Annotated in this window: 20 protein-coding genes, 1 tRNA gene and 1 pseudogene; 6 read left to right on the top strand and 16 right to left on the bottom strand. The window is 55.3% G+C overall.

The window, feature by feature from the left end:
* Positions 1–70 precede the first annotated feature (70 nt).
* Positions 71–952, top strand: a complete 882-nt coding sequence (locus tag ASN_RS13945) for a LysR family transcriptional regulator (RefSeq protein ID WP_006557504.1) — start codon at positions 71–73, stop codon at positions 950–952.
* A 79-nt stretch (positions 953–1,031) separates the two neighbouring features.
* On the opposite strand, the gene ASN_RS13940 is transcribed toward ASN_RS13945, so the two are convergent.
* Positions 1,032–2,471, bottom strand: coding sequence for a mannose-1-phosphate guanylyltransferase/mannose-6-phosphate isomerase (locus ASN_RS13940; protein WP_006557505.1), 1,440 nt, complete (start codon positions 2,469–2,471; stop codon positions 1,032–1,034).
* A 411-nt stretch (positions 2,472–2,882) separates the two neighbouring features.
* Here ASN_RS13940 and ASN_RS13935 point away from each other — a divergent pair, with 411 nt between their 5' ends.
* Together ASN_RS13935 and ASN_RS13930 are read left to right on the top strand one after the other, a co-directional pair.
* Positions 2,883–3,344, top strand: a complete 462-nt coding sequence (locus ASN_RS13935) for a Ros/MucR family transcriptional regulator (RefSeq protein ID WP_006557507.1) — start codon at positions 2,883–2,885, stop codon at positions 3,342–3,344.
* A 214-nt stretch (positions 3,345–3,558) separates the two neighbouring features.
* Positions 3,559–3,849, top strand: coding sequence for an integration host factor subunit beta (locus ASN_RS13930; RefSeq protein ID WP_039903402.1), 291 nt, complete (start codon positions 3,559–3,561; stop codon positions 3,847–3,849).
* Here the strand turns inward: ASN_RS13930 and ASN_RS13925 are convergent.
* Complete coding sequence (locus tag ASN_RS13925) at positions 3,846–5,129, bottom strand: UdgX family uracil-DNA binding protein (protein WP_058988526.1); 1,284 nt, start codon at positions 5,127–5,129, stop codon at positions 3,846–3,848. The two genes, ASN_RS13930 and ASN_RS13925, sit on opposite strands and share 4 nt — an antisense overlap.
* 28 nt (positions 5,130–5,157) lie before the next feature.
* Positions 5,158–6,708, bottom strand: a complete 1,551-nt coding sequence (gene murJ, locus ASN_RS13920; RefSeq protein WP_058988525.1) for a murein biosynthesis integral membrane protein MurJ — start codon at positions 6,706–6,708, stop codon at positions 5,158–5,160.
* Between the two features lie 198 nt (positions 6,709–6,906).
* Between murJ and ASN_RS13915 the strand changes: the two genes are divergently transcribed.
* The gene (locus ASN_RS13915) at positions 6,907–8,043 is read left to right on the top strand and encodes an AI-2E family transporter (protein ID WP_006557511.1); all 1,137 of its coding nucleotides are present in this window, start codon (positions 6,907–6,909) and stop codon (positions 8,041–8,043) included.
* A gap of 251 nt (positions 8,044–8,294) precedes the next feature.
* Here the strand turns inward: ASN_RS13915 and ASN_RS13910 are convergent.
* From ASN_RS13910 to ASN_RS13880, 7 genes and pseudogenes are all read right to left on the bottom strand, one after another.
* Positions 8,295–8,368 (bottom strand) — tRNA-Pro (locus ASN_RS13910).
* Between the two features lie 62 nt (positions 8,369–8,430).
* A complete protein-coding gene (locus ASN_RS20285; RefSeq protein WP_082666697.1) occupies positions 8,431–9,387 on the bottom strand; it encodes a MerR family transcriptional regulator in 957 nt (318 codons plus the stop codon).
* Positions 9,380–9,700: an integration host factor subunit alpha gene (locus tag ASN_RS13900; RefSeq protein WP_006557513.1), complete on the bottom strand. Its 321-nt coding sequence runs from the start codon at positions 9,698–9,700 to the stop codon at positions 9,380–9,382. The genes ASN_RS20285 and ASN_RS13900 overlap by 8 nt, the downstream gene beginning before the upstream one ends.
* Before the next feature lie 74 nt (positions 9,701–9,774).
* Entirely contained in the window at positions 9,775–10,740 is a 966-nt protein-coding gene (locus ASN_RS13895; RefSeq protein ID WP_058988524.1) for a beta-ketoacyl-ACP synthase III, read from the bottom strand.
* A gap of 65 nt (positions 10,741–10,805) precedes the next feature.
* Positions 10,806–11,911, bottom strand: a pseudogene (plsX, locus tag ASN_RS13890) (phosphate acyltransferase PlsX).
* Positions 11,912–11,992: 81 nt separating this feature from the next.
* Complete coding sequence (gene rpmF / locus ASN_RS13885) at positions 11,993–12,196, bottom strand: 50S ribosomal protein L32 (RefSeq protein WP_035380917.1); 204 nt, start codon at positions 12,194–12,196, stop codon at positions 11,993–11,995.
* A 162-nt stretch (positions 12,197–12,358) separates the two neighbouring features.
* A complete protein-coding gene (locus tag ASN_RS13880; protein WP_058988523.1) occupies positions 12,359–12,913 on the bottom strand; it encodes a DUF177 domain-containing protein in 555 nt (184 codons plus the stop codon).
* Positions 12,914–13,195: 282 nt separating this feature from the next.
* On the opposite strand from ASN_RS13880, the gene ASN_RS13875 reads away from it, so the two are divergent.
* Positions 13,196–13,753 carry an outer membrane protein assembly factor BamE gene (locus ASN_RS13875; protein WP_058988522.1) on the top strand — a complete coding sequence of 186 codons (558 nt, stop codon included), beginning with the start codon at positions 13,196–13,198 and terminating at the stop codon, positions 13,751–13,753.
* A gap of 271 nt (positions 13,754–14,024) precedes the next feature.
* Here the strand turns inward: ASN_RS13875 and ASN_RS13870 are convergent, their stop codons facing one another.
* From ASN_RS13870 to def, 5 genes are read right to left on the bottom strand one after another with little or no spacing between them, the layout of a single operon-like run.
* Positions 14,025–15,404: an ATP-binding protein gene (locus ASN_RS13870; protein WP_058988521.1), complete on the bottom strand. Its 1,380-nt coding sequence runs from the start codon at positions 15,402–15,404 to the stop codon at positions 14,025–14,027.
* 5 nt (positions 15,405–15,409) lie between these two features.
* A complete protein-coding gene (locus ASN_RS13865) occupies positions 15,410–16,144 on the bottom strand; it encodes a response regulator (protein ID WP_006557520.1) in 735 nt (244 codons plus the stop codon).
* Positions 16,134–16,661: a MarR family winged helix-turn-helix transcriptional regulator gene (locus ASN_RS13860; protein ID WP_006557521.1), complete on the bottom strand. Its 528-nt coding sequence runs from the start codon at positions 16,659–16,661 to the stop codon at positions 16,134–16,136. Before ASN_RS13860 ends, ASN_RS13865 begins: the two co-directional genes overlap by 11 nt.
* A gap of 21 nt (positions 16,662–16,682) precedes the next feature.
* Positions 16,683–17,363: a ubiquinone biosynthesis protein COQ9 gene (locus ASN_RS13855; protein ID WP_058988520.1), complete on the bottom strand. Its 681-nt coding sequence runs from the start codon at positions 17,361–17,363 to the stop codon at positions 16,683–16,685.
* Positions 17,360–17,890 (bottom strand): peptide deformylase, encoded by a 531-nt coding sequence (def, locus tag ASN_RS13850; protein WP_058988519.1) that lies wholly within the window; start codon positions 17,888–17,890, stop codon positions 17,360–17,362. The genes ASN_RS13855 and def overlap by 4 nt, the downstream gene beginning before the upstream one ends.
* A 201-nt stretch (positions 17,891–18,091) precedes the next feature.
* On the opposite strand from def, the gene rpsU reads away from it, so the two are divergent.
* Entirely contained in the window at positions 18,092–18,295 is a 204-nt protein-coding gene (rpsU, locus tag ASN_RS13845) for a 30S ribosomal protein S21 (protein WP_006557524.1), read from the top strand.
* A 131-nt stretch (positions 18,296–18,426) separates the two neighbouring features.
* On the opposite strand, the gene ASN_RS13840 is transcribed toward rpsU, so the two are convergent.
* Positions 18,427–20,544, bottom strand: coding sequence for a prolyl oligopeptidase family serine peptidase (locus tag ASN_RS13840; RefSeq protein WP_231948243.1), 2,118 nt, complete (start codon positions 20,542–20,544; stop codon positions 18,427–18,429).
* Positions 20,545–20,675 lie beyond the last annotated feature (131 nt).

Below are 20,675 nucleotides of genomic sequence, written 5' to 3'. Positions count from 1 at the left end.
CTGCACGTAATAAACGAATGGCATGAATTCATGCCGTTAATCACTTTATTCAATATTGCAGGAGGCATGCGTGGACTGGGACAAACTCCGGGTTTTCCATGCTGTAGCCGAAGCGGGTTCCTTTACCCACGCTGGGGATGTCCTGAATCTGAGCCAATCTGCTGTTTCACGGCAGATTTCGGCTCTGGAGGATGTTCTTCAGGTTCCTCTTTTTCATCGCCACGCCCGAGGACTGATCCTCACCGAACAGGGCGAGACGCTGCATAAGACGGTGCGCGAAGTCTTTTCAAAACTTGAAATGACCCAAACGCTTTTAACCGAAAGCAAGGAAAAGGCAGCCGGTCGGCTACGGGTTACAACCACTACAGGCTTTGGCAATTGCTGGCTTATGCCACGACTGCACAAGTTTATGTCCGCCAATCCCGATATCGATATCTGTCTGATTTTGGAAGATAACGATCTTGATCTTGGCATGAGAGAAGCCGATGTGGCAGTGCGCATGCACGCTCCACGCCAGCCTGACCTCATTCAGCGGCATCTGGCCGATTTCCATCTGCCCATTTTTGCGGCGCCGCTTTACATAGAAAAGTACGGCACGCCCAAATCGCTAGACGATATCAACGCACATCAGCTTGTTCTTTTCGGAGAGCATCATCCGCCGGTGGCGCATATCAACTGGCTGGCTGAAGCGGTTCGCCATAATGGCGCCAAACAGCAGGCCCGGCTGGAAGTCAACAGCATGGCCGCCATGGCATCCGCCATTGCATCCGGCCTGGGTATAGGCTCCATTCCCACTTACGCAGCCAAGGAATTTCCGGATCTGGTTCAGATTCTTCCTGAAGTTCCCACGCCTACGGTGGATGCCTATTTTGTTTATCCGGAAGAACTGCGCAGCTCCAAGCGCGTAGCCGTATTCCGCGACTTCCTGATGAGCGAACTGGGAATCCGCTAAAAGCAGATTATCTGCTGTTTTTCCCTTCCAAAAAAGCTCCCCTTCGGGGGAGCTTTTTTGTTATCGCCATCTTTATTTATCAATTTCTATTATAACTGTCTTCAATACGAATAATATCATCTTCCCCCAAATAAGCGCCTGATTGCACTTCAATCAGCGTCAGAGGAATTTTTCCGGGATTTTCCAGTCGATGCGTGCAGCCCTGAGGCAAATACACGCTCTCGTTTTCACGCAGCAAAAGTTGCTCGTCATCCCTGGTCACCACAGCCACCCCAGCCACAACCACCCAGTGTTCAGACCGATGGAAATGCTTCTGCAAGGAAAGCTTGCCACCGGGGTTCACCACAATGCGCTTGACCTGAAAGCGGTCATTGCAGATCAACCCTTCATAAAACCCCCAGGGCCGGTAACATCTCTGGTGCGTAAAGGCTTCTGATCGCCCTTCCCGCTTCAACTGTTCCACCAGTTTCTTGACATCCTGAGCCTGATTTTTGTGCGTCACCAGCACGGCATCAGAGGTCACCACCACAACAACATCATCCAGACCGGAAACCGCCGTCAGCATCCCTTCCGAGCGAACATAGCACCCGTGAGCTCCCTCCGTCAGAACGTCCCCAATCAGTACGTTGTTGTCCGCATCCTTGTTACTGATATCCCACAGGGCATCCCAGCTTCCAACGTCTGACCATCCCAGATCTGCCGGGATAACGGCTGAAACATCGGTCTTTTCAGCAATCGCATAGTCCAGGGAAATATCCGGAGCCTGACTAAAGGCCTCTTTATCAAGCCGGATAAAATCCAGATCCGTCGTGCGCTTTTCAAAAGCAGCCTTCACATGCTCCAAAACCTTGGGAGCATATTTGTTCATTTCTTCCAGCAACACGTCCGCGCGGAAGACAAACATGCCGGAGTTCCAGAAGTAATTGCCGTCTTCCACAAAACCCCGAGCGACATCAGCCGTCGGTTTTTCACGAAATGAACGGATAACAAAAGCCCCATCCACACCCGGCAGCGGCTCGCCTTTTTCAATATAGCCATACCCGGTTTCGGGCCGCGTGGGGGTCATGCCGAATGTGACAATTCTTCCGATCCGGGCTGCATCAACAGCCTTTTCCATAACAGCTTGCAAGGCATGATGGTTTTTGATTTCCGCATCCGCCGGCATCATCCATAGGACGGCCTGCGGGTTTGTCTGCGCAACCAGAAGGGCCGCAGCCGCAATAGCGGGAGCCGAATTGCGCCCGACTGGCTCCAGAAGGATGCTTGGTTTCTCAACCATAACTTCGCGCAACTGCTCGGCAATCAGGAAACGATGCTCCTCATTGCAAACAATGACAGGGGGCGCAAAACCAGCGGAACTGCCGCGCAGGACAGTTTCCTGCAACATGCTGCGTTCACTCAGTAATGCCCAGAGCTGCTTGGGAAAACTGGCTCGAGACATGGGCCAGAGACGGCTCCCCGTCCCGCCCGACAACACGACAGGCACAATACCTGTTTCTGTCTTACCGTCCTGCCCCATTTTCTACGGTCCTTGTTTTATGTTCTGACAAATTATCAGAGCTGTTCAGCACTACCTCTGGCTGACTTCAAGACAAACGGCGTACAGCCAGCATCCTGCCTTAATAGCACCCAGATGAAAGTCAATTATCTTGCTTTAAAATACCTGCGCAACGCCAGAGCAACGTCAGTCAGGTGGTTTGGGTTGCAAAAAATAACTGTGCATCATTGGACCGTTTCCATCTTGATCAGAAACAGAAATTACAAAACGTTTATTTTACTTGCTATTTATATTTTGCCTTCACCCATATCTGCTCCTTGATAAAGAAAAACCACTTTATTCAGGCCCATTTGAATATTTTCTATTCACAAAAAAGAATACTGATAGTATGTGTTACTGCATATCAGCCGATAAAATAAAGACGGATCCACCATGACTGAGAATCAGAGCTACCCCATCATTCTCGACCTGGTTGCAGAAATTGTTTCTGCCCATGTCTCCAACAACGCAACGGACCCGGCAACGATCCCGACCCTGATAAAAGATGTTTATCAGGCTCTGAAATCAGCGGATCAGCCGGTTAGCGAACCTGAAAAGCTTCAGCCTGCTGTGCCGGTGAAGCGTTCTGTTTTCCCCGACTACATCATCTGTCTGGAAGACGGCAAAAAGCTGAAAATGCTCAAACGCCATCTGCAAAGCGCTTATGGCATGACGCCTGAACAGTACCGTGAACGCTGGGGCCTGCCGGTTGATTACCCCATGGTTGCCCCGAACTATGCAGAGCGCCGTTCCACGCTGGCCCGTGAAATCGGCCTTGGCCGCAAAATTCACGCAACACCAGAAGGGGAAGATGCAAACGGTCGCGGTCGCCGCACCAAGAAAGCATCAGCCTGATTTGACCACAGAACCCCGTGAGCGTTCCTCTGCAGAGGGCTGACGGGGTTTTTTATGTATTGACGAACAATACCGCCATAGTGAAATCTGAAATGCGCAATCTGGTTTAAAGGCCTTGGTTGCGCATTTTGGGTCTGGGTGGCGTTCCCTTCTGAAAAATGTCCGGGTTCACCGCTCAGTAGTGTATCAGATCATATGAGTCCGGAAGGTAAGCATGACGAAATCTGAGCTCATTGCTGCTCTCATGAGAAAACACCCTCACCTTCAACTCAAAGATATCAATCTGATCGTCAATACTGTCTTTGGCGCCATCTCCAGAAGTCTGGCCGATAACAACCGCGTAGAGCTTCGTGGATTCGGCGCATTTTCCATCAAGGAACGAGACCCGCGCATTGGCCGGAACCCCAAAACCGGGGAACAGGTTCAGGTTTCCAAGAAGTTCATTCCCTTTTTCAAAACCGGGAAAGAACTCCACGCCCGCATCAATAAGGCGCGTGAAGTCTAAAACACCGGCTGCTGACGGCCCTCTTCCATAAAGCGTTTCACCTGCTGCAAGTCTTCCAGAAAACGCTGATACTCGCGTTGTTTATCTGCCTCATTCGGCAGACGCAGCAGGTAAGACGGGTGCACTGTTACCAATCCGTGGCTTCCGCCTTCCAGCGGAAAAATGCGTGATCGTTCCCGTGAAATTGTTACAGGACGCTTGAGCAGGCTTTGGGCGGCCGTAACGCCCATCATCACAACAAGCACAGGCTGAATCAGCCGTCGTTCTGCGTTCAGCCAGAGTCGGCACGCATCCACTGAGCTCTGCTCAGGTTTTTGATGGAGCCGCCGTGTACCCCGCCATAAAAACCGGAAATGCTTGACCGCGTTGGTCACATACACATCCGGGCGCTCAATTCCGGCCTCCTGTAAAGCCCGGTCAAGCACTTGCCCTGCAGGGCCCACAAAGGGGTGCCCGGCAAGATCTTCCTGATCTCCGGGCTGTTCGCCCACCAGCATAACCCTTGCCGTTATTGGGCCTTCCCCAAATACTGTTCGCGTTGCAGGCTGCCATAATGCGCAAGCACGGCAGTCCATGGCTTCACTACCCAGTTGATCAAGCGTGGTGGCTTGCGCAATGTCTTCTTCAGCGGGAGGCAAAACTGTTTTGGGATATCCCAGCCACACGCCCTCTCCGTCTCTTTGCCATAAGAGAGGCAGCCTCTCTTCACTGCCGGGACCAAATGAAAGAGCCCGTCCATCCCACTGCATCCGCCTGTACCCCGTTTGCACGGACCACGGCTCTGCAACACGAGCCAGACAATAGGAGGCATTAGCCTCAACAATATAATTGGAGAGGTGGCTGACCCACTCGCCCCGCCCGCCGTGACGGAAATAGGCGGCAAAATCTGCACGAAACCGGTGTGTTTCAGCAACCACTGCCTCAGCAAGCGCTTCCAACCGTCGCACATCCGGATCGTTTGCATGTGTGCGCAGATCCAACCCTTCATGCATGACACGAAAAACAAGCCGATAGAGCAGAGTAAACCGTTCCGGGTCATGTGCTTGGATTGCCAGCACCAGTTGTTCCACCAGACGGCGGGAAAGCCTGAGAGGCTCCTGCTTTTCTTCCTCGGAGACAGAAAACGCGGCCTGCACATCTGGCCGAGATTGGGACAACAGCGCTGAGGGTTGCACTCGCCACGTCAGCTCTTCTGGCGATGTTCCGGCAAACACATGGTGCCGTGCGGCCCGCCGCCATGTTGCCAGATCAACCTGATGGGCCAGAAGAATCTCGGTCACGCTCTTTCTTTCCTATACTGATGCTGCTTCAAACGCTCCGTTTACCAAAACGACGCCGAAGACGCGCCAGAACGCTTGCTGCATCAATAATACCAAACGCATGCAGGAGTATTCCGTAGAAGACTGCGCCCAGTACAATCATGATACCAAGCCAGATCATGCGCAGAAACAAACCTGCGGGAAAACCGATCACAGCTTCAACACACAGAAGTCCAGCCGCCATCAATCCTGACGCGCCAATTGTCAGTGCCATGTTACGCCCGGTTGCTGGCTCCAACTCCAAAGCCTGACGGCGGCGCAGCAAGAGGGTCAGAAACGCCACATTCAGAAAAGCTGCCACACTGCTGGCAAGGGGCGGCCCCACATGAAGAAGAGGCTTCATGAACAGCAGATTCAGAATGAAATTGAAGACCAGAATGCTGATCCCTACGTAAACGGGCGTCCGGGTATCCCCCCGTGCAAAAAAAGCGGGAGAGAGAACTTTCACCATCACAAATGCCGGCAAGCCAATGGCGTAAGCGCGCAGTGCCTGAGCTGAAAGAAGAGCATCATGTTCCGTAAAAGAGCCATGCCCAAACAGGACAATCATGATCGGGCCAGCCAGCACCAATAACCCCGCCACGGCAGGGAGTGTCAGTAGCAACACATACTCGATTGACCGGTTTTGCGCGGCGCGCGCGGCCTCGTGCTCTCCTGCAGCCAGATGGCGTGTAAGAACCGGCAAAAGCGTTGTGCCAGCAGCCGCCCCCAGCACGCCCAAGGGCAACTGGTTGATACGGTCTGCAAAATACATCAAGGAAACGCTGCCTGCAGGCAGCAAGGTGGCAATGATGGTATCAATTGTCAGATTGATCTGCCCCACCCCGCTTCCAACCAACCCCGGCAGCATACGACGCACCAGCAGCCGGATACGCGGTGTAAGTTGTGGCCAGAGCGGCATAAGCCCGAATCCGGCCCGATGACACGACCAGAGCAACAATCCCAACTGCACCACGCCAGACGCCGTGACACCCCACGCAGCCGCATAAGCCACATTCGGCATGAAAGGCGAGACAAACAGGATGGCCGCAATACCAACCACATTGAAGGCCAGATAAGCCGCCGCGGCCATACTGAACTTATGCAGGCCATTCAGCACCCCGGCCACAAGTGCCGCAGCACAGATCAGCACCAGATAGGGAAAGGTGATACGGCTTAGGCTCACACCAAGGGCATAACGGTCGCCCGTTTGCAAAAAACCCGGTGCAATCAGCCGTAAAACCTGCGGCATGAACAGTTCACCCGCCACGCACAGAAAAATCAGCCACGCCAGCATCACGCCAAGAGCCCGCCGCGCAAAAGTGCGGGCCTGTTCTTCCCCTTCCTGTGTCAGAACGGATGAAAACAGCGGTACAAAGGCCGCGTTAAAAGCGCCTTCCCCAAACAGCCGCCGAAACATATTGGGCAGGCGAAACGCCACCTGATACGCATCCTGTAACGCACCTGCCCCCATGAAGGCCGCCAGAAGCTGGTCGCGCACCAGACCAAGAATACGGCTGAGCATGGTCCAGCCGCCAACTGTAAGAAAATTTTTGAGCATGATTGCCGCTTATAAGAGGAGCCTGCCGCAGAGAGATAGAGGTGTTAAACAGGCAAAGCCAAAATATTCAGCGTGGCATGCCACCAAAAAGCAGTAATTATGTTACTCAAGCGACAGAGCATACCCATATTCTTATGGGCCGGGATCACCCGCCCGGCGCAAACATGCTTTTTCGGTAAACGAGGAGACGCGCCCTTCATGCCAGATCATCACAACCTGCCCTCTCTTTCCGGGCCGCCGCGTTGTGTTCTTGTCAAACCCAGTCAGCGGTCTCGGCGAGGACAGGAAGTGGCACGGGCTGTTCTGGCGTTTTTTATTCTGGCCATCGCTTTTTACACCATTCATGGTTTTCTGCCCGCTCTGGCATGGGGATGCGTGTTTGCTGTCGCAACCTGGCCCCTTTACACACGCGCACGGATGGCCTGGCCTAAGGCCGCAAAGGGCATTTTGTTACCGTTCCTCTTCACTGCGGCCATGGCGTTGATTTTTGTCATCCCCATGATGCTCATTACACTGGAAGCTGTGGGAGAAGCGCAAAGTGCCCTGGCGTGGCTGGAGAAAGCACGGCAATCGGGTGTTCCTGTGCCCGAGGCTATTTCCCGCCTGCCCTTTGGCAGCCAGACGCTGACCTCCTGGTGGCAGGCTCATCTTGCCAACCCGGAAGACGTTTCCGGCCTCACCGGAGCGTTGGATAGTAAGGGTATGGCTTTGACCAAAGCCGTCGGCTCACAGATCGCGCACAGAGGCACTCTGTTCTGCTTCTCCATTGTCACGCTTTTCTTTCTTTATAAAGACGGCGTTTCCGTTATCCGGCAGTGCCGGGTGGCTTCCCGCCGGGCTTTTGGCAAGCGTGGAGAAACCATTGCCCGTCAGATTGTGGCCTCCATTCATGGCACTGTGCAGGGGCTGGTGCTGGTCGGCATGGCCGAAGGCCTGCTGATGGGTATTGTCTATTTTCTCTGTGGCGCCCCTCACCCGGCACTGTTTGGGGTGATCACCGGCGTTGCCGCAATGATTCCCTTCTGCGCCATGGTTGCCGTGGGCTTGGTATCTCTTCTGATCCTGGCTCAGGGAGCTTCCATCGCGGGTATCGCCACATTCTGCATCGGTGCGGTAATCATCTTTGTGGCCGACCACTTTGTGCGCCCGGTTCTGATTGGCGGCAGCACCAAACTCCCCTTCCTGTGGGTCCTGCTCGGTATTCTGGGTGGAGCGGAAACATGGGGATTACTTGGGCTCTTTGTTGGTCCAGCAGCCATGGCTGCATTGGACCTGCTCTGGCGACGCTGGACAGCCGGAAACGAACGGTCGCAAGCACCTCTGCCTCCCTCTTAATTTTAGAGGGAGTAGCAAGCCCTGAAGCGGAAGGACTGTCAGGGCTTTTGGGCAAATAGTTCACTGGAAACTGGCTGCCCGATATAGGGCCAACGAGCACACAGCCCTCGCCTCCAGAAGTGGAAAGCGGCATCTGATGTTTACGGCTGGTTTTTAAAACCAACCTACGCAACAAACAAAAAAGGGTGCTCATAGAATGAACACCCATCATTGCATCTGATTTTTCAGAAAAACCTTTAGCAAACAAGATATCGGGCAGGCGGGATTCGAACCCACGACCCCCAGTCCCCCAGACTGATGCGCTACCAGACTGCGCTACTGCCCGTTTGCTTGGTGTGAGGTCTTTAGCAGCCTCGTGCTATCCGCACAAGCCACCTGATCTGTTTTTTATGCAGAAAGGCGACTGCGCAATGCTTGCAGTTCAAGCAGGATATCGGCCAGATCATTACGCAAGCGTGTATTCTGCTTTTTCAGTTGCACAACATTATGACCCTCACCTTGCACGGACGTTTTATCCGGCTCAGACAAGACTTCTGTAGTGTCTATTGCATCATCACTCTGCTCAGCAGCGGCAGGCTCTTCATTACCGAACGCTGCCACCACATCTTCTTCCGTCACACCAGCGGACTGGTCCTGAGCAGAACCGTCTTCCAAGCTTTCTACAGCCGAAACATCAAGCTGCGGGGCACTCTCGTCTGATATGGGCTCTGGAGCTAATGCAGGGAGAGCTTCAGCAGAAACGGCATCATCCACATTGGTCTCGACCACGCCAATCACATCCTGCGGTGTTTCATCCCTCTCGGGTTCAGACACACTGGCAGGGGCCTCAGCTTCTTCGGCTATTGCGCCACCGTCTACAGCATCAACGACCTCGACAAGCTCGACCTCAACAGAGACTGGCTCAGCCTGTTGCGAAAGGTCTGTGCCTGCGGAAGCTGGAAGCACTGGCGCTTCTTCAGCAGCAGGGGGCACCGTTTCTGATGGAGGCGTCGGTTGTGTCGACGGGACGTCCGCCGCCTCTGCCGCCGTATGAGCCCCTTCGCGCAGAAGGCGCTGAACGCCCTTTACAGTGTAACCTTTGCTGTAAAGCAGATCTGCAATGTAGCGCAGCAGTTCAATATCTGCGGGACGATAATACCGACGCCCCCCGCCGCGCTTGAGGGGACGAACCTGCTCGAACCGTGTTTCCCAAAAGCGAAGCACATGCTGCGGAACGTGCAGTTCATCTGCCACTTCACTGATTGTCCGGAACGCCAGAGGCCCTTTTTCTGACCGGGAGAAAGTGTCTTCTTCAGACTGCGTGGGAATCGAGTCTTCCGGTGAAGAAAACGTGCCTTCAGTCATTATCGTCATCCACACCTGCATCAAGAGATTCGTGATTCACTTCTGCCCGCAAAAGCTGGCTGGGGCGGAAGACCAGAACCGAACGTGGAAGAATTGGGACTTCCTCACCCGTTTTGGGATTACGCCCGCTGCGCTGGCCTTTCTGTCTGACAGAAAAAGTGCCAAAGCCGCTAATTTTCACGCTTTCACCTTGTTCAAGCGCTACCATTACCGTTTCCAGAATATCTTCCAGAAGAACAGCGGATTCTTTTCGGGACAGCCCAACCTGCTGATAGATCTGCTCTACCAGAGATGCACGCGTGACAGTTTCCATAAAAGAGAAGGTAACATGTTGGCGGACCTCGTCAATTCAAACTGAACGACGACTCCTCCTTCCCTGATCAAAAACTAGAAACGAGCCAGAGCAGACCCCCATGTGAGGCCGCCACCCAAGGCTTCCATCAACACCAGATCGCCTTTCTGGATACGCCCGTCCCTTACGGCTTCATCCAACGCCAGCGGAATCGAGGCCGCGGACGTATTGGCATGACGGTCAACCGTAATCACCACCCGTTCTGGCGGAAGGTTCAGCTTTTTGGCCACCCCTTCGATGATACGGATATTGGCCTGATGCGGCACCAGCCAGGAGACATCGCCATATTCCAGCCCTTCGGCTTTCAATGCTTCGTCCACTGAAGAAGAAAGCTTGGCCACGGCGTGACGGAACACATCCCGCCCGCTCATTTTTAGATACCCGCTCATTTCCCGGCGGCCCACGGCGCCGTCCACATACAACAGATCCCCTGCGGTCCCATCAGAATGCAGATGGGTAGAAAGGAGACCAGCCTCACCGGGCTCATCAGTGCCAGACAAAACGACTGCCCCGGCGCCATCGCCAAACAGCACACACGTTCCGCGGTCTGACCAATCGACAATACGGGAATAAACCTCGCTGCCAATCACCAGCACATTGCGGGCCTGGCCGCTGCGTATAAACGCATCTGCTGTTGAAAGAGCAAAAATAAATCCGGAGCAGGCTGCCGCGAGGTCAAACCCGAATCCCTGCTGCATGCCCAGTTCGGCCTGAATTCTGACTGCCGTAGCCGGGAAAGCCTGATCAGGCGTGGACGTTCCAACAATGACCGCATCAATATCTGCCGGAGTCAGGCCTGCATAATCCAGAGCACGACGGGCCGCCTGAGCCCCCATACTGGTTGCCGTATCATTCGGCCCCGCAATATGACGCCGGGTTATGCCAGTGCGGGTTTTGATCCAGTCATCGGATGTATCAAGCTGGGCTGCCAGTTCATCGTTAGTCACGACACGATCTGGCAGGAACCCACCAAACCCTACCAGAAGCGAACGTCTCGCCATCTCTGCTCTTTCATTATCCAGCACCGGCTACCACACGGGCATCAATGCTGTGCTATTCTATCCTGTCAGGACGCCGTCACGGCGGGTTCACGTTCCATGGAAGCCTGCTGGTGGGATAGAAGCGCCCCCATATGGGTCAGACGCTCGCGAATACCATCATTGAAGCCGTGGGTGACCATATCCATGGCAACATCAACTGCGGCGGCAAAGCCTTCCGCATCTGTGCCGCCGTGGGATTTTACAACCACGCCGTTCAGACCAACAAACACGGCTCCGTTATAGCGGCGGGGATCAAGCCACTCTTTCATCCGCTCAAGGCCGGGCCGAACCAGAAGATAACCAATCTTGGCGATAATACCGCGGCTGAAAACCTGGCGCAGAAGGGAGGTTGCCATCTTCAGCACCCCTTCCCCGTTTTCAGCGCGACATTTCCTGTAAAGCCGTCCGTCACCACAACATCCGTCGTGCCGGCTGTAATATCGTGGCCTTCAATAAAGCCATGGAACTGGGACGCCAGCGGGCTTTCCCGCAGGACTTCAGAAGCGATACGCAGCTTCTCGTCGCCTTTAAGTTCCTCTGAACCGATATTGAGGAGACCGATCCGTGGAGCGGGGAGACCAAGAACAGCCTTTGCAAAGGCTTCCCCCATCACCGCAAATTCCACCAGATTACGCCAGTCGCACGCCACATTAGCACCGAGGTCAAGCATGACCACGTCGCCTTTGATTGTGGGGCTGATGGCCGCCATGGCAGGACGGGAAATGCCGGGCATGGTTTTGACCACAATCTTGGCCAATGCCAGCATGGCCCCGCTGTTACCAGCGGAAACAACGCCTCTGGCCCGACCGCTTGCCACAGCATCCATACCAAGACGCATGGAAGACTTCCGCACGCGCAAGGCGGCGGTTGGCTTCATGTCCATCGGCACGGCCTCATCCGTATGCCAGATGGTGCAGATGGACTCAGCCTTTGGGTGCTTGGCCAAAAGTGGACGAAGCTTTGCTTCATCTCCTGTCAGCAGCACCCGCATGCCGGGATGACGATCAGCAGCTATAGCAAGCCCAGCGACAACCACATCAGGAGCTCCATCGCCTCCCATTCCATCAACAGCAAGGCTGAACACCTCACTCTGTTCTGAAATGGAAATATCTGGACTCTCTTTCTTGCTCATGCCTGCTTCTCTGCCATGCTGCAGATGCCTTACCCCCGCATTGTGCCCTCTCTCCTCAGGGAGAGACGAGCACTTTCATTTTCAGGCGCGCACAGCGACTTTCAGCGCTTTGCCCGCAGCAATCACTTCACGGCCATCATAATGACCACAGTGGCTGCAAATGTTGTGCGGACGCTTCAGCTCACCACAGTTGGAGCATTCAGCATAGGCCTCCACACGCAGGGCTTCATGGCTGCGACGCATGCCACGACGTGAAGGCGAGGTTTTTCTTTTGGGTACAGCCATGGGCCCGAGCCCCTCCAAACAGATCTAAAGACCACCGGCGTCACAACACTCAGGCCATGCCGCCAGCAAGACAAAACAGGTTAATCACCAGATTGAGGGCGGGCTCTAGCAGAGAGCTGCCCCTTTCGCAAGCAACACTGCAAGAAATCCGCCCCCAACAGGTCAGCTATCTTTACGGCGCAACTGTTCAAGCGCGGAAAATGGCGTGTTTCCTCTGGCACGCGCCTCTTCCTGCGCCCGTTTCTCCGCCTCTTCCTCAGTGATCACAAGTCCGGGGGGCAGAACCGCATCCGGTGCGTGAGGATAAGGCTCCAGATCCAGAGCAAACTGCTCTACAGCCGCTTCTCCAAGATCAATGGAGTCTCCTTCATAAGGAATTTCATCAATCGCTTCCAGATCAGGCTCGGCACTTTCTTCAAAATCTTCCGCAGGCACGAACTGCACCTCAAAAGAGCCTGCCATCACGTCCTCAAACGGTTCAAGAGTCACCACACAGGTCTGCTTGAAACGCGCCGCCAGCGCACCATGAGCCGTAACGCAGTCTCGTCCGGTGGCTGTCAGGTGATATTTGCACCGCAACATGCTGACTTCAGGCAATCCAAGACGCACAGCAATCTGCCTGCATTCCTCTGGCGTTGCCTCAACCGTTACGTTCAGCCCTCCTGGCGCGATTCGGCGTACGGCCGTCAGGCGGGAAAATTCCGGTTTAGCGGCCATGGGAGCCTCCTGAAACAAAGACATCTGTGATGTTTAATCCAAACATGCTGCTACCGCCGTATTTGCAAGGAACAGACACTCACAGCCCTATCACAAACCCTGCGTGCCGTAAGGGCGGAACATATGGTTTTCCTGCAAAACAGCTCCATGACGGAATTCAGGAATTGACGCCCTCCGCCTGTTCGGGCATCCGACAGAAGCAGGTGTCTGCGTGTGGGCAGCCCTGTCTTTTTTTGTCTCGACACGTTAGAGTGACTGCACAAACCGGGGTGCTTTACTGACATGATGCCGCAACGCTCAAGAAAAATTGCCAATGTCCGCGCAAAGTGCGGGTTGCTGGCAGCCCTGTGCGTTCTTTCTGGCTGCAATGTGTTCCGCCCCACCCCTATCCCCCGTGGCTCCCTGATTGAAGCTGATGATTACAATCAGCTCATTCCTGGCACGAGCACACGGGCTGACGCGGTCGATCTTCTCGGCTCCGCCACGACCAAGGGAGCCTTTGACGACAACACATGGATTTATATTTCCATGGCCACCTATCTGCGCCCCATAGATTTTCCGGGCATCAAGAAGCAGCAGGTTGTTGTTCTCAAGTTCGGCGGCAACGGCACACTGGAAAGCCTGCGGACACTCAGCCGCCGGGATGCCCGGCCTGTTGCCATGATTAGTCAGGTCACACCCACCCCTGGCACCAGCATCAATATCCTGCAGCAGATTCTTGGTAACGTAGGCCGCTACAACCCCATGCAGAACATGATGGGCGGCGGCAGCACATCGGGCACTGGCATGATGGGCAACAACAGCGGCCCCGGTCATTTTGGCTCAGGCAACACGCTCTAAGAGTAGCGATTTAAAAGACTTACCGGACTGGTTTAGCCGCTCCATGGTTGCGTGAAAGCGTTCGCTCGTTCTCCTTCAGCCGCCATGTTAGTCTTTGGAAATCTGCCTTTTGGCGTCACATCTCTCTATGTGGGTCTTGAGTAGGCTTAAAACAACGCTGAAATCACCGGCTCTTCAAACAGGAGAGACGAAGCACCCTCTTAACCTGATCTGCGACAACGCCATGCGTCGGAACGGGCCAAACGTCCTGAAACGAATGAAGAGAATTCTCTCAGGGCAAAAGGATACGCACTCTCAGCCCGCCTGATGGGGAGACATCCAGCTCCATCTCTCCGCCATGCGCCCGTACGATGTCACGGGAGATGGTCAGCCCCAGCCCGGTTCCGCCACCTCGGCCACTTTCAAAAGCCCGGAAAACGGCTTCCCGTCGTTCCGGGCTGATACCTGGGCCATCATCATCTACTAAAATGCAAGCGCCTTCAGCGACCGCCCGGGCTGTTATGGTTATTGCGCCACCATGCCTGCGTGCATTGTCCAACAGGTTGGTCAATGCACGCCGCAGGGCATCCGGGCGTATCATGACCTGCAAATCCTTCTGCACACTGACGGCGCTTACCCGCGCGCCTGTGCGTCGGGCTGCTGTCACAACGTCTTCCATGAAGGGTGCAAATTCCACCAGAAGCGGCGTTTCAGCGCCCTCACCCCGCGCAAACGCCAGATAACTGTCGATCATGTGTTCCATTTCAACCACATCACCGATCATGTCATCCACATCCCCGCGCAGATCTTCTGCCTTCACCACCCCTGTGCGTGGCATCATGGCTAATGAGAGACGAATGCGGGTCAACGGTGTGCGTAGATCGTGCGATACACCTGCCAGAACACCTGTCCGTTGAGACACAAATCGGAAGATCCGGTCCTGCATGCGGTTGAAGGCTACGGAAGCCTTACGCACTTCCTGCGCCCCTTCCGGTTTGATGGGCCCGATATCCCGCCCCAGACCAAATTGTTCGGCCGCATGCGCCAGCCGCCTGATGGCCCGCACCTGATTACGCATGAACAGGCTGGCAATGATAAACAGCAGCAGAGAACTGCCTAAAGCCCATGCCACAAACAACCAGATCTGCCCCATATCCAGCCGTTTGCGGGGCGCTTCCACCTCCAGCACGCCATCGCTCAACTGGATGGAAATTTTCACGGTATGCGGATCACTCCGCCAGTTTACAAAAAATGGGTGATCGATTGCATTTTCCAGTGCGTGGGCCAGATCTTCATCCATTGGCCCAAGCACATGGTTGAAGCCAACCCGCCGCAGCTTGGCTCCCGCGTGCCAGGTTTCCACCAGCTGCAGGTGATCACGCGCCTGTTCGACAAACCATTCCTTGTCGCTTTGTTTGTGCAACCGCTCCAACGCATTGAGAGAAAGTACAATTTCGGAACTGACACTGTCTGATAGACGGCGAGACACAACCTTGAGAAAGTTTCCGTAAAACAGTTCAAGGGAGATTGCCTGCGTCACAAGCAGCGGAATGAAGACAATCAGCAAAGACCGCCCAAGCAGGGAGCGCGGCAGAACCCGCCGCATGGATTTCTCCACCCGACGGGATTTCCATATCCGTGACGGAAACAGCCTGAGCCTTCTGCGGTTCATCTGGCTTATTGAATACCCGGCTTCAGCACATATCCGCGCCCGCGAATGGTATGGAGGAAGCGGGGCTCACGCGGGTCTGGCTCGATACGGCGACGCAGCCGCGTAACCTGCACATCCACGGCGCGCTCTCCAATTTCTGCCATATCAAGGGCCTTGGCTATTTCCTCGCGGGTAAAAACCTCGTTGGGACGCCGCGCCAGGACAGAGAGAAGAGCCGCTTCTCCCCCAGTCAGATGAATATTCCCCTCTGGCCCGGAAAGAAGTGCGCGCATGGGGTCAAACTCCAGATCTCCCAGCCGAATGATCCGCAAATTGTCTGCTGCCGGTGCGGGCGCCAGACGCCGCAGATGGGCCTTGAGCCGCAAAAGCAGTTCACGTGGCTCAAACGGCTTCCCCAGATAATCGTCCGCACCGGCTTCAAGCCCGGTAATACGGTCCGCCGGCTCCCCGCGGGCTGTCAGCAGCAGAATGGGAAATTCCTGCCCCGTGTCCCGCAGCGCGCGGGTCAACTCCAGCCCGTTTTCTCCGGGCATGGTCACATCCAGCACCATGGCGTCAGGCTGAATGCCCCCCAGCGCCTGCCGTGCCTCGGCCGCATTGGCCGCCACGCTGATACGGAACCCATGCTCAGACAGATAACGTTGCAAGAGCCGCCGCAGACGAGGATCATCATCCACCACAATAACATGCGGTGCCATGCCTTCTTCCAGCATCATGTCGTCGTGCAGATTATGAACCATGGCGTCCCTTCTTTCGTCCGGCGGCGTCTTCCGCCACTACTGCGCGGCTGCTGTCTGACAACATCCCCCACATGACACGGCGGAAGCCCTCCACCGCAGCGCCACCCGCTTCCCGATACGCAGCAACCAGCCGATGGCGCACCACGGCAAACAGACGCGCCTCCACACTCTGGCCCTCTTTGCTCAGGCGTAAAAGCTTCTGCCGTCTGTCCCGCATGCAGGACTCGCTTTCCAGATATCCCCGCTCGGTCAGTTCCCCCAGGGTGCGCCCGAGGCTTTGCTTGGTCACGCCAAGAATTTCCTGCAGACGGCTGACAGAAAGACCGGGGCTGAAAGCCAGCACCTGCAACACCCGATAATGCGCCTTCCCCAGCGACTGCTCCGCCAGAATCGGTTCCATGGCCTGCGCCATGTCCCGTCCGGCCAACAACATCATGGTCTGGGCCAGCCGAATCTGTTCTTCCCTGAGAAAAAGGAGTCCTGCCCCGGCGTCATCACTCGGACGATACCCGCTCATCCCGCTGTTCCTGCTCGTCTGTCAGGCTGATGTCGCATAAGGCTCGGGCTGTCTGACGGGCTGAAGGCCCCCGGTCAGACGCGCCTTCAGGCGGCCCAGCCGCAGCACACCGGCCAGACGCCGTTCAACAAACGCCGCCAGATCGGCCTCATTTTGTCCACAGGAGAGCCAGTAGAGAAGCGTCGCGCCATATACCGTGCCCAGAGTGATCCGCTTGGTCATGTAAGTCATGCCCGACGAGTCGTCCTGCGCCGCCTGCCAGATGGCATTCACTGTGCGCATCAGGGAACGGCGAAGCGCACCCCGACCGCATGGCGCAGCCAGAACACCAAAACCTGTTTTCGCCCCACTCCGCATGGCCGGATCAACGGGTAACCGCAGCAGAAGTGCCTGTTTGACACGCTGACTGAGGCGAGGCTCCTCGGTATCCGCCATGGCGGCAATCATGTCCCGGTCACACAGGTCAGACCAAGCCTCTACCATTTCCACAGGCCCACCGGGGAAAAGCAGGTCAGCCTCTGGCCCGGCGACATCCCGCAGTACCGCCAGACTCCAGCCCCGCTCTCCGGCAACGGAGGCGAGTTTTTTCAGGGCCGTATCACGCACAGGATCCCGTTCTATCGCCGCCGGCATGCTGCTCGTTGCAAGCCCGGCGACCGCCAGAGACACTGCCTGCTGCACTTTCCCGCTCCACCCGCTCATGCCCGCACTCCATATCGCGCCATTTCGGCCTCAAAACCCAACTTGCCAAGATCCGTCATCCGCATGGGATAGAGAATCCCGTTCAGATGGTCCATTTCATGCTGCATGACATGCGCCCGGAATCCGGAGGCCACACCCTCCACGCGATTTCCTGTTCTGTCGTAACCAGCATAGCGGACCCGCTTGTAACGCGGCACTTCGCCCCGCCATCCGGGAATGGACAGGCATCCTTCAAACCGCGGAATCATCTCTTCATCCACCGGTTCAAGCTCAGGATTGATGATCACCTGCACATCCAGGGCAGGATCGTCCACTCCTTCGCTCCGACTTTCCGGAACAGAATAGAGAAAAAGCCTTTTCGAAACATGAACTTGTGGTGCGGCCAGCCCTACACCGCCAGCATCAGCCAGTGTTTCTATCATATCATCAATAAGGCGCTGAATATCTGGCGCGGTGCCATCCGCCACCTCCTCCGCCTTTTTCAGCAACACAGGATGCCCCATCCGGGCAATTTTCAGTACAGCCATTCCACACTCCCTTTCTGAAAGAACTGTGTCACAAGAGTTTGTTGGCAAGAAGCAAGAACGAATTGTGTATTTGCATCAGCCCGTGCTATAGACGCCGCCAATAGAGGAATCGGCAGCGCGCTGGTGCTGGATCGGTTCTTTTTTCATATCACTTCAAAACCGGGGTTATCCGGGTTTTCTGAAACAGGGGTTAGTGGCCAAGTGCACGTTCTCGTCCGTGACAACAATGTCGATCAGGCTCTCAAGGCACTCAAAAAGAAAATGCAGCGCGAAGGGATCTTCCGTGAAATGAAGCTGCGTCGTCATTTTGAAAAGCCGTCCGAGCGTAAAGCCCGTGAGTCTGCTGAGGCCGTGCGCCGCGCTCGCAAAATGGAACGCAAGCGTCTGGAACGCGAAGGCTTCTAAGCTTCCGCTTCATACGCCAGAAAAAGGCCGGTGCACCGCAAGGTGCCCGGCCTTTTCTTTATGCAGCAAACCCTCTCTGCCCCACTGCGTCAAACCGGCCCCTTGGAAGACGGGGCCGGTTGTCAGACCGCTCAGTGGGCATCCATCAGCCGATGAGACAGATAGACGGCTTCCAACGCACGCTCATGGGCCACTTCCGGCGCATTGACTGTACCGGAATGACCGCCCTCAATATCTTCATAATAGAAGAACGGCTTGCCTAGAGCTTCCAGCCGTGCCGCAAACCGGCGGGCATGAACCGGCCCCACCCTGTCATCACTCGTGGCCGTAAAAATAAATGGTGTGGGGTAAGTCACCTCAGCCTTGAGATGCTGCACGGGTGATATCTTTTTAAGAAAAGCTGCCTCCGCAGGAACGGACATGGACCCATATTCATCCGCCCACGATGCCCCGGCGGACATGGTTTCAAAATGTTCCATATCCAGAAGCGGTACACCAATAATCACCGCGTTCCACATATCCGGATGCTGCACCATCTGCACACCCGCCAGCAAACCACCATTAGAACGCCCCCGAATACCGAGGTGACGCGGCGTGGTTATTTTCCGTGAAACCAGATCCTGCCCCACTGCGGCAAAATCATCATAAACGTTCTGTCTGCCTGATTTACGGCCAGCTTCATGCCAAGCAGGTCCAAACTCCCCCCCGCCACGGATATTGGCGACAACATACACACCGCCGCGCTCCAACCACAGCTTGCCGATTTCCGGCGCATAGGTGGGCGTATAAGACACCTGAAAACCACCATATGCTGTCAGCAGCGTGGGGTTGGCCCCATTCAGTTTCATGTTCTTTCTGTGCACCACGAAATAAGGAATACGTGTTCCATCTGTGGACTTCGCCCAGAACTGCTCCGTGGTCAGGCCCGCCGTATTGAAGCGCGCAGGTGCTGCCTTCACCTTACGGGGAGCCGTTGTCTCATCCACCAGCCAGAGTTGTTGGGGCTCAAGATATCCCTCCACGCTCAGATACGCGGTATCTGAGGCATGATCTGTCGTCACGATATGAATGGAGGTCATGTCTGGCAGATCCAGCGCCTCACCATTCCATGGACGCCCCGGCTGCATTTCCGTAAAGCGCATGGCGCGACCGCGCACGTTATCAAACAGACTGACCAGAACCGTATTTTTGGTCACCCCCACTTCATCAATGGATTGGGACGGCCCGGGGGTAAAAATAACTTCCACACCGCTCTCCGGCGCTGCCGGGTCTATAGAGACCAGACTGCCCGCTGGCACCACGGGCAAGCCCTGAGGATGCCAGTCTTCCTGAACGGACAAAACAAGACGCCCCTTCAGCAGACCATGAATTTCACTTTTGGCGGGCACGGCGAGCCAACGCAGTTTATCGCCTTCAACCACCGCATAATGGGTTTCAAAAAACGTCACGTTGCGCTGGATTATAACCAGTTTATGGCCGTCTCCGTCCGTCAGCACCATGGGTGAGACAATCATGTCTGATTTCTCACCCCGGTACAGTTCAACAGCCTGCCCTTCTGGGCCACCGCGCACCATCTTCTTCACAACAAACGGATAACCGGACGGCGTGAGGGTCGTGCCTTTACCATCCCAATCCCGCGCCAGCAGGATCGTATCCTGATCAACCCACGCCGCCGTCTGCTTGGAACGTGAAAAAACAAAACCGTTGGGCACAAACTGCCCTGTCTTTGTATTGAACTCGCGCAGGGTGTTGGCATCCTCGCCCCCGTTAGAGAGCGTTACCAGACAATGCTCATCTTCCGGGGCGAGGCAGTCTGCCCCTTCAAAAACCCAGTTCATGTGCTCCTTGGCTGCCAGAGCATCCACATCCAGCCGGGTCTGCCATTTTGGCTGCTTTGTCAGATAGGAAGACCGACTGGTCATCCGCCACAATCCATGAGGATGATGTGCGTCCTGCCAGAAATTCCAGATATCTCCGCCCAGAATCTCCGGCATGGCAAGGCGGTCTGACGCCTGCAGAACTGATAGCGTATTTTTATAGAACCCTTGATAACGCTTGTCTTTTTCAAGAGTTGACGTTGTGTGATGGTTCTGCGCCCTGACCCAGGCCAGAGCCTTTGCTCCGTGAATGTCATTCAGAAAAGAGGCGTCTTTTCCCATCCCGTCAGTTTGAGCAACCCCGTGACTTGCTGCCCCTGCCATAACAAGCGCTGATGCCGCGCATGTCAGTATCCAACGTCCAAGACGCATCAAGACTGTCCTCTTATTCTGCTGTCACATTTCAACGGGTTTTATTTTGTATCGGAAAGAAGACAATTTGTCTTGGCCTTCCCGTTCTGCACCCTCCCTGCGGCCATGACACAAAGAGGGGAGAATAGAAA

This window comes from Acetobacter senegalensis (assembly GCF_001499615.1).
In the GTDB taxonomy this organism is placed as follows: Bacteria; Pseudomonadota; Alphaproteobacteria; order Acetobacterales; family Acetobacteraceae; genus Acetobacter; species Acetobacter senegalensis.
Note: the sequence above shows the minus strand (reverse complement) of the source record. Positions and strands in the feature narration are given on the sequence as shown.

Bases quoted from the DNA above. Each gene is read 5' to 3' on its own strand.
- ASN_RS13935 (WP_006557507.1), top strand. From the start codon at position 2,883: ATGACTGAGAATCAGAGCTACCCCATCATTCTCGACCTGGTTGCAGAA.
- ASN_RS13940 (WP_006557505.1), bottom strand. From the start codon at position 2,471: ATGGGGCAGGACGGTAAGACAGAAACAGGTATTGTGCCTGTCGTGTTG.
- ASN_RS13880 (WP_058988523.1), bottom strand. From the start codon at position 12,913: ATGGCCGCTAAACCGGAATTTTCCCGCCTGACGGCCGTACGCCGAATC.
- ASN_RS13870 (WP_058988521.1), bottom strand. From the start codon at position 15,404: ATGAACCGCAGAAGGCTCAGGCTGTTTCCGTCACGGATATGGAAATCC.
- ASN_RS13855 (WP_058988520.1), bottom strand. From the start codon at position 17,363: ATGAGCGGGTGGAGCGGGAAAGTGCAGCAGGCAGTGTCTCTGGCGGTC.
- ASN_RS13895 (WP_058988524.1), bottom strand. From the start codon at position 10,740: ATGGCGAGACGTTCGCTTCTGGTAGGGTTTGGTGGGTTCCTGCCAGAT.
- rpmF (WP_035380917.1), bottom strand. From the start codon at position 12,196: ATGGCTGTACCCAAAAGAAAAACCTCGCCTTCACGTCGTGGCATGCGT.
- murJ (WP_058988525.1), bottom strand. From the start codon at position 6,708: ATGCTCAAAAATTTTCTTACAGTTGGCGGCTGGACCATGCTCAGCCGT.
- ASN_RS20285 (WP_082666697.1), bottom strand. From the start codon at position 9,387: ATGACTGAAGGCACGTTTTCTTCACCGGAAGACTCGATTCCCACGCAG.
- ASN_RS13840 (WP_231948243.1), bottom strand. From the start codon at position 20,544: ATGCGTCTTGGACGTTGGATACTGACATGCGCGGCATCAGCGCTTGTT.
- ASN_RS13865 (WP_006557520.1), bottom strand. From the start codon at position 16,144: ATGGTTCATAATCTGCACGACGACATGATGCTGGAAGAAGGCATGGCA.
- ASN_RS13930 (WP_039903402.1), top strand. From the start codon at position 3,559: ATGACGAAATCTGAGCTCATTGCTGCTCTCATGAGAAAACACCCTCAC.
- ASN_RS13915 (WP_006557511.1), top strand. From the start codon at position 6,907: ATGCCAGATCATCACAACCTGCCCTCTCTTTCCGGGCCGCCGCGTTGT.
- ASN_RS13900 (WP_006557513.1), bottom strand. From the start codon at position 9,700: ATGGAAACTGTCACGCGTGCATCTCTGGTAGAGCAGATCTATCAGCAG.
- ASN_RS13860 (WP_006557521.1), bottom strand. From the start codon at position 16,661: ATGAGCGGGTATCGTCCGAGTGATGACGCCGGGGCAGGACTCCTTTTT.
- ASN_RS13875 (WP_058988522.1), top strand. From the start codon at position 13,196: ATGATGCCGCAACGCTCAAGAAAAATTGCCAATGTCCGCGCAAAGTGC.
- def (WP_058988519.1), bottom strand. From the start codon at position 17,890: ATGGCTGTACTGAAAATTGCCCGGATGGGGCATCCTGTGTTGCTGAAA.